7 protein-coding genes are annotated in these 6,333 nt (G+C 74.7%); 3 read left to right on the top strand and 4 right to left on the bottom strand.

Translation table 11 applies throughout. The annotated features are described in order from the left end of the window. The first annotated feature begins 84 nt into the window (after positions 1-84). Positions 85-693 (top strand): MBL fold metallo-hydrolase, encoded by a 609-nt coding sequence (locus E9549_RS22195; RefSeq protein ID WP_236828768.1) that lies wholly within the window; start codon positions 85-87, stop codon positions 691-693. Between the two features lie 9 nt (positions 694-702). Here the strand turns inward: E9549_RS22195 and E9549_RS22190 are convergent, their stop codons facing one another. Both E9549_RS22190 and E9549_RS22185 read right to left on the bottom strand, forming a co-directional pair. Then, positions 703-1,365, bottom strand: coding sequence for a DUF5701 family protein (locus E9549_RS22190; RefSeq protein ID WP_236828767.1), 663 nt, complete (start codon positions 1,363-1,365; stop codon positions 703-705). Further along, positions 1,362-1,670 carry a hypothetical protein gene (locus E9549_RS22185; protein ID WP_236828766.1) on the bottom strand — a complete coding sequence of 103 codons (309 nt, stop codon included), beginning with the start codon at positions 1,668-1,670 and terminating at the stop codon, positions 1,362-1,364. Before E9549_RS22185 ends, E9549_RS22190 begins: the two co-directional genes overlap by 4 nt. Before the next feature lie 205 nt (positions 1,671-1,875). Here E9549_RS22185 and purF point away from each other — a divergent pair, with 205 nt between their 5' ends. After that, on the top strand, positions 1,876-3,414 hold the full coding sequence (purF, locus tag E9549_RS22180; protein ID WP_236828765.1) for an amidophosphoribosyltransferase: 1,539 nt from the start codon (positions 1,876-1,878) through the stop codon (positions 3,412-3,414). Continuing rightward, a complete protein-coding gene (gene purM / locus E9549_RS22175; RefSeq protein WP_236828764.1) occupies positions 3,411-4,466 on the top strand; it encodes a phosphoribosylformylglycinamidine cyclo-ligase in 1,056 nt (351 codons plus the stop codon). The genes purF and purM overlap by 4 nt, the downstream gene beginning before the upstream one ends. A gap of 168 nt (positions 4,467-4,634) precedes the next feature. Here purM and E9549_RS22170 read toward each other — a convergent pair whose 3' ends face one another. Both E9549_RS22170 and E9549_RS22165 read right to left on the bottom strand, forming a co-directional pair. Further along, the gene (locus E9549_RS22170; RefSeq protein WP_236828763.1) at positions 4,635-4,856 is read right to left on the bottom strand and encodes a DUF3073 domain-containing protein; all 222 of its coding nucleotides are present in this window, start codon (positions 4,854-4,856) and stop codon (positions 4,635-4,637) included. A 162-nt stretch (positions 4,857-5,018) separates the two neighbouring features. Then, positions 5,019-6,083, bottom strand: a complete 1,065-nt coding sequence (locus tag E9549_RS22165) for a Glu/Leu/Phe/Val dehydrogenase (RefSeq protein ID WP_236828762.1) — start codon at positions 6,081-6,083, stop codon at positions 5,019-5,021. Between the last annotated feature and the right edge of the window lie 250 nt (positions 6,084-6,333).

Here is a 6,333-nt window from a genome sequence, read left to right as displayed (position 1 = left end):
GACCATCGGGCTGGACGACGTCGAGGAGGCGTTCCACAAGATGCACGCCGGCGACGTGCTGCGCTCCGTGGTGGTGTTCGGCGAGTGAGCGCCCGCATCGAGCAGGTCGTCGTCCCGGGGGTCTTCTCCCTCGACGGGCGGGACTTCGACGTCGAGAACAACGTCTGGCTCGTCGGGGACGACGACGAGGTGCTGGTGATCGACGCGCCGCACGACGCCGCCCCCATCGTCGAGGCGATCGGCGGCCGGAAGGTCACCGCGATCGTCCTGACCCACGGGCACAACGACCACATCACCGCCGCTCCCGCACTGCGCGCGGCGACCGGCGCCCCGATCTGGTTCAACGGCGCCGACCGGATGCTCTGGGACATGACCCACCCGGACGCCGCCCCCGACCAGGAGCTGGGAGCGGGCACGCGCTTCGACGTCGCCGGCACCCGGCTGGTCGCGCTGCACACGCCGGGTCACTCGCCGGGCAGCACCTGCCTGCACGCGGCCGACCTGCGCACCGTCTTCACGGGCGACACGTTGTTCTGCGGCGGGCCGGGCGCGACGGGCCGGTCGTTCAGCGACCACCCGACGATCGTCAACTCGATCCGCGCCCAGCTGCTCACGCTGCACGGCGACACGGTGGTGAAGACCGGGCACGGTGAGGACACGACGATCGCGGCCGAGCTGGGCAACGTCCGCTGAGCCCCGGGGTCAGAGCGGGGTGCGGGCGGTGGCCGAGGCGAAGCCCAGCCAGGTGTGCCGGTTGCCGGCCCAGCACCAGCCGACCTTCGGGGCGCCCCGGCGCGCGGGCCCGTCGCGGCCGGTGCCGTTGCTGATCCACAGCGCCGGGGTGCGTGCGTCGAGGCGGCCGCCCGCCTTCCGCAGCCGTGAGCCGACCGTCATGAAGCAGGCGTTGCGCGCCAGCACCCCCGGGCACTGCAGCAGCCAGTGCACGCCCTCGCCCAGCGTGAGCGGGGTGCGCCCGGCGGCGATCAGGGCGGGGAGCGCTTCGTCGGGGCTCCGGTTCCGCAGGTCGTCGCCACGGTGCACGCCGGTGACGGCGTAGAAGGGGGCGTCGGGCACGACCACCGGCTCCACGGGCGCGAAGGCGTCGACGTCGGTCATGTCCGCGACCACGAATCCCGGCCTGCCGTCCCGCTCGAGCAGCGGTGCGAGCGCGGACGGCGCGGCGAGCCGCGGGTGGACGACCAGGAGCGCCCCGGGCGGAAGGGCCTCCGCGGCGGCACGCACCGCGGCCACCCGCAGGCCGGCGAGCTCGTGCACGCCGAGGGCGATCAGCCGCTCGGCCTGGGCGGTCGCGGACGGCAACGGTGCGGCGACGCCGGCCGGGAGGCCCCGGTCCCGTCCCGTCACCGCTCCGGCGGAGCCTCCCGTCGCGCCGGTCGGTCGTGCGACCCGGCGGCCGTCCGCTCGAGCCGCTGCCGGATCGCCGCGACGTTCAGCGCCAGGTCTTCGAGCGCCTCGACGGCGCGCGTCGCGAGCGCGAACGTGAGGTTCTCCCGCTGCTCCTCGGCGCTGGGCTCGGGTCGGCGTCGCACGGCCTCGCGCGTCACGTCGGCCCACGTCTGGTCCTCGCGGCGCGGTTCGTCGAAGAGCTGGCGCAGCATCCGCTGTGCCATGTCGAGGAACTCCCGCGGATCGGGCCCGTTGCTCGCCATCCCCATTCTCCTGTCGCTCGGCCCCGAGCACGCCGTCCGGCGCGGAGCGGCCGGGCGGGAAGTGGGCGGGTCACACGTCAACGCGCCCCTCGCGGCCGAGGTTCCTCGCCCCGGGCCCGGCGCGCGATCCGGGGGACGGGCGCGACGGCGCCGCGCTCTCCCGCCTCGACGGCGGCGGAGGCGCCCGCGCCGGTACGCTCGACCGGTGCCCCGTGGTGATGGACGGCTGACGCACGACCTCGACCCCCAGTTCCCCGGTCCCCAGGACGCCTGCGGCGTCTTCGGGGTCTGGGCGCCGGGTGAAGAGGTCGCGAAGCTGACCTATTTCGGCCTGTACGCCCTCCAGCACCGCGGGCAGGAGGCGGCCGGCATCGCGGTCTCCGACGGCGCCTCGGTCGTCGTCTACAAGGACCTCGGGCTGGTCAGCCAGGTGTTCGACGAGGCGACGCTGGGCAGCCTGCGCGGCCACCTCGCCGTCGGGCACACCCGCTACTCCACGACCGGCTCCTCCACGTGGGAGAACGCCCAGCCCACCTTCCGCACCACGGACTCCGGCACCGGGCTGGCCCTCTGCCACAACGGGAACCTGGTGAACACCGCGGAGCTCGCCAGCAAGGCCGCCGACGCCGGGGTGCCGGGCGCCTTCGCCGCCACCACCGACTCCGACCTGGTGACGGCGCTGATCGCCTCCTACCAGGACCTCTCGGTCGAGGCCGCCGCCATGGAGGTGCTGCCGCAGCTGCGCGGCGCCTTCTCGATCACGTTCATGGACGAGGACACGCTCTACGCCGCCCGCGACCCGCAGGGCGTCCGCCCGCTGGTCCTGGGCCGGCTGGAGCGGGGCTGGGTGGTGGCCAGCGAGACCGCCGCCCTGGACATCGTCGGCGCCTCGGTCGTCCGCGAGGTCGAGCCCGGTGAGCTGATCGCCATCGACGAGAACGGGCTGCGCAGCCAGCACTTCGCCGCGGCGGAGCCCAAGGGCTGCGTCTTCGAGTACGTGTACCTCGCCCGGCCCGACACCACCATCTCCGGCCGCGGCGTGCACGCCGCCCGCGTGGAGATCGGCCGGCGGCTGGCCAAGGAGCACCCGGCCGACGCCGACCTGGTCATCCCGGTCCCCGAGTCGGGGACGCCCGCCGCCGTCGGCTACGCCGAGGCGAGCGGCATCCCCTACGGGCTGGGTCTGGTCAAGAACTCCTACGTCGGGCGCACCTTCATCCAGCCCAGCCAGACCATCCGGCAGCTGGGCATCCGGCTCAAGCTCAACCCGCTGCGCGACGTGATCCGCGGCAAGCGGCTCGTGGTCGTCGACGACTCGATCGTGCGCGGCAACACCCAGCGGGCGCTGATCCGCATGCTGCGCGAGGCCGGCGCGGTCGAGGTGCACGTCCGGATCTCGAGCCCACCGGTGAAGTGGCCCTGCTTCTACGGCATCGACTTCGCCAGCCGGGCCGAGCTCATCGCCAACGGCCTCGACATCGACGGCGTGCGCGCCTCCATCAACGCCGACTCGCTCGGCTACGTCTCCGAGCAGGGGCTCATCGCCGCCACCGAGCAGCCGGTCAACCGGCTGTGCACGGCCTGCTTCACCGGCCGGTACCCCATCGACCTGGGGACGCCGGAGGTGCTGGGCAAGCACGTGCTCGAGGGCATCGGCAGCCGTGCCGTCAGCGGCTGGACGGGCCAGCAGGCCGGCAGCGCCGTCATCCCCGGCGGCGCCGAGGACGCGCTCACCCGGCCATGAGCGAGTTCACCTACGCAGCCTCCGGCGTGGACATCGACGCCGGGGAGCGTGCGGTCACGCTGATGAAGGCCGCCGTCGAGCGGACCAACCGGCCCGAGGTCGTCGGCGGCCTGGGCGGGTTCGCCGGGCTGTTCGCGCTCGACGTGCAGAAGTACCGGAAGCCGCTGCTGGCCTCCTCGACCGACGGCGTCGGGACGAAGATCGCCCTGGCCCGGCAGCTGGACCGGCACGACACCGTCGGCATCGACCTGGTCGCGATGGTCGTCGACGACCTCGTGGCCTGCGGCGCCGAGCCGCTGTTCCTCCAGGACTACGTGGCCTGCGGGAAGGTGGTCCCCGAGCGGATCGCCGCGATCGTCACCGGCATCGCGACCGGCTGCACGCTGGCCGGGGCCGCGCTGGTCGGTGGGGAGACCGCCGAGCACGGCGACCTCATGGACGCCGACGAGTACGACCTCGCCGCCACCGCGGTCGGCGTCGTGGAGGCCGACGCCGTGCTGGGCCCCGAGCGGGTGCGCGCCGGTGACGCGGTGATCGCGATGGCCTCCAGCGGCTTCCACTCCAACGGCTACTCGCTGGTGCGGCGCGTCGTCTCCGCCGCCGGCCTGGACCTCACGGGCACGCCGGCCGGCCTGGACCGCCCGCTGGGCGACGAGCTGCTCGAGCCCACCCGCATCTACGCCCGCGACTGCCTCGCCCTGGTCGAGGCGCTCGGCGTCGGGGCGGTGCACGCCTTCGCCCACATCACCGGTGGGGGGTTGGCCGGCAACACCGCGCGGGTCGTCCCCGCGGGGCTGCAGGCGGTCCTCGACCGGGGCACCTGGGCGCTCCCACCCGCCGTCCGGCTCATGGAGGAGCACGGCGTCCCCCGGGCCGAGAGCGAGCGGGCGTTCAACTGCGGCGTCGGCATGGTGGCCGCGGTGGCCCCGGAGCAGGCCGATGCCGCCGTCGGGCTGCTCACCGGGCGCGGCGTGCCCGCGTGGGTCGCCGGCACCCTGCGCGAGCAGGCGGCGGACGCGCCCGCGGCGGAGCTCGTCGGCACCTACCGCTAGCGGCCCCGGCGTCCGGTCACCCGGATCCGGGGTCGTCGTCGGCGATCGCCGGGTGCCCGGGGACGTGCCGGCCGCACGGTGCCGATCCGGGACGCAACGCCACGACACCGCTGCCCCGGAGGGCTGCGGTGTCGTGGGGTGCGACGGGTCAGGTGGTCGCGCCGCCGGTCAGCGGCTGGCCGCCCAGTCGTCGTCCGAGTCGTCGTCCGCCCAGCGGTCGGCGTACTCGTCGTCCTCGTCTTCGTCGTCCTTCGCCGCGCTGGGCGCGGTGTACGTCGACGGAGAACCCGCCAGCTCCCGCTGCAGCGCGGAGAGGTCGGTGTTCGGTGAGCTGTACTTGAGCTCACGGGCCACGCGTGTCTGCTTGGCCTTCGCTCGGCCGCGCCCCATCGGCTCGACCCCCTCATTACGGAGTGCGGAGGCCCAGCCAAGCGGCTGATGCGGCCCGCGTGGCGACCCCGACTGAGTGACTATGTCTCGGACAACATTACGACACGGATCGGCGAGGGGCACACGCCCTCCCCCTCCGGAGGTGCGTGAGCCCCGCCTCGCTCAGCCCGGCAGCCGGATCGTGGCCAGCCGGCCGACCGAGTCGATCCGCTCCTGGGCCAGCCGGTCGGCCGCGACGGCGGGGGAGACGCCCTCGGCCTCGGCCAGCGCGAAGACCCGCAGGGCGACGTCGAAGATGCCCGACGCCTTCGCCCGGGCGCGGTCGAACGAGAAGCCGTGCCGCTCGTCCTCGACCTGGATCACGCCGCCGGCGTTCACGAGGAAGTCCGGCGCGTAGAGGATGCCGCGGGCGCGCAGCCGCTCGCCCGCCCCCGGGTCGGCGAGCTGGTTGTTCGCCCCACCGCAGACGATCCGGCCGGTCAGCGCCGCCACCGTCTCCTCGTCCAGCGCCCCGCCGAGGGCGCAGGGCGCGTAGACGTCGTGCGGGGTGCGGACCAGGGCGGCGGTGTCCGCGGCGGCGCGCACCTGGGGGTGCCGGGCCCGCACCCGCTCGACCGCGCCCGGGTCGACGTCGGTGACCACCACGTCGGCGCCGTCCTGCACCAGGTGGTCCACCAGCCACGAGCCGACCTTGCCGACGCCGGCGACGGCGACGGTGCGGCCGGCCAGCGACGGGCTGCCCCAGCAGTGCTGCGCGGCCGCCCGCATGCCCTGGAAGACCCCGTAGGCGGTCAGCACGGAGGAGTCCCCGCACCCGCCGTAGGCCTCCGACCGGCCGTGCGCGTACCGCGTCTCCCGGGCCACGACGTCGAGGTCGGCGTTGTACGTGCCGACGTCGCAGGCGGTGAGGTAGCGCCCGCCCAGCGACTCCACGAACCGCCCGTAGGCCCGCAGCAGCGCCTCGGTCTTGTCGGTGCGCGGATCGCCGATGATCACGGCCTTGCCGCCGCCCAGGTCCAGCCCGGCGAGGCTGTTCTTGTACGACATGGCGGCCGAGAGCCGCAGCACGTCGGCGACCGCCGCGTCCTCGTCGGCGTAGGGGTAGAAGCGCGTGCCCCCCAGGGCCGGCCCCAGCGCGGTGGAGTGGATGGCGATGACCGCCCTCAACCCCGACCCGGGATCGCTGCAGAAGACGACCTGCTCATGACCGGATGCCAGCACGTCCACGACGGAAGACTAGGCCGCCCGGACGGCGCGGAGCGCCCCGCCGGGAGCCTCCGGCGGTGGTGCCGGGGAAGGCGCGGGGCATGATCCTGGGCGGAACGGATGCGCGGGCCGCGCCCGCGAGCACAGGAGGAACCCCGATGGCCGCACCGAAGCGACTGCTGGCACTCGCCGTGGCCGCGCCCCTGCTCCTCTCCGCGTGCACCACGGACGGCGGCGGTGGCGGGGGCGCGGCCACGGCGAGTGCCAGCAG

The sequence above is a fragment of the Blastococcus sp. MG754426 genome (assembly GCF_021699055.1).
GTDB lineage: Bacteria > Actinomycetota > Actinomycetes > Mycobacteriales > Geodermatophilaceae > Blastococcus.
Note: the sequence above shows the minus strand (reverse complement) of the source record. Positions and strands in the feature narration are given on the sequence as shown.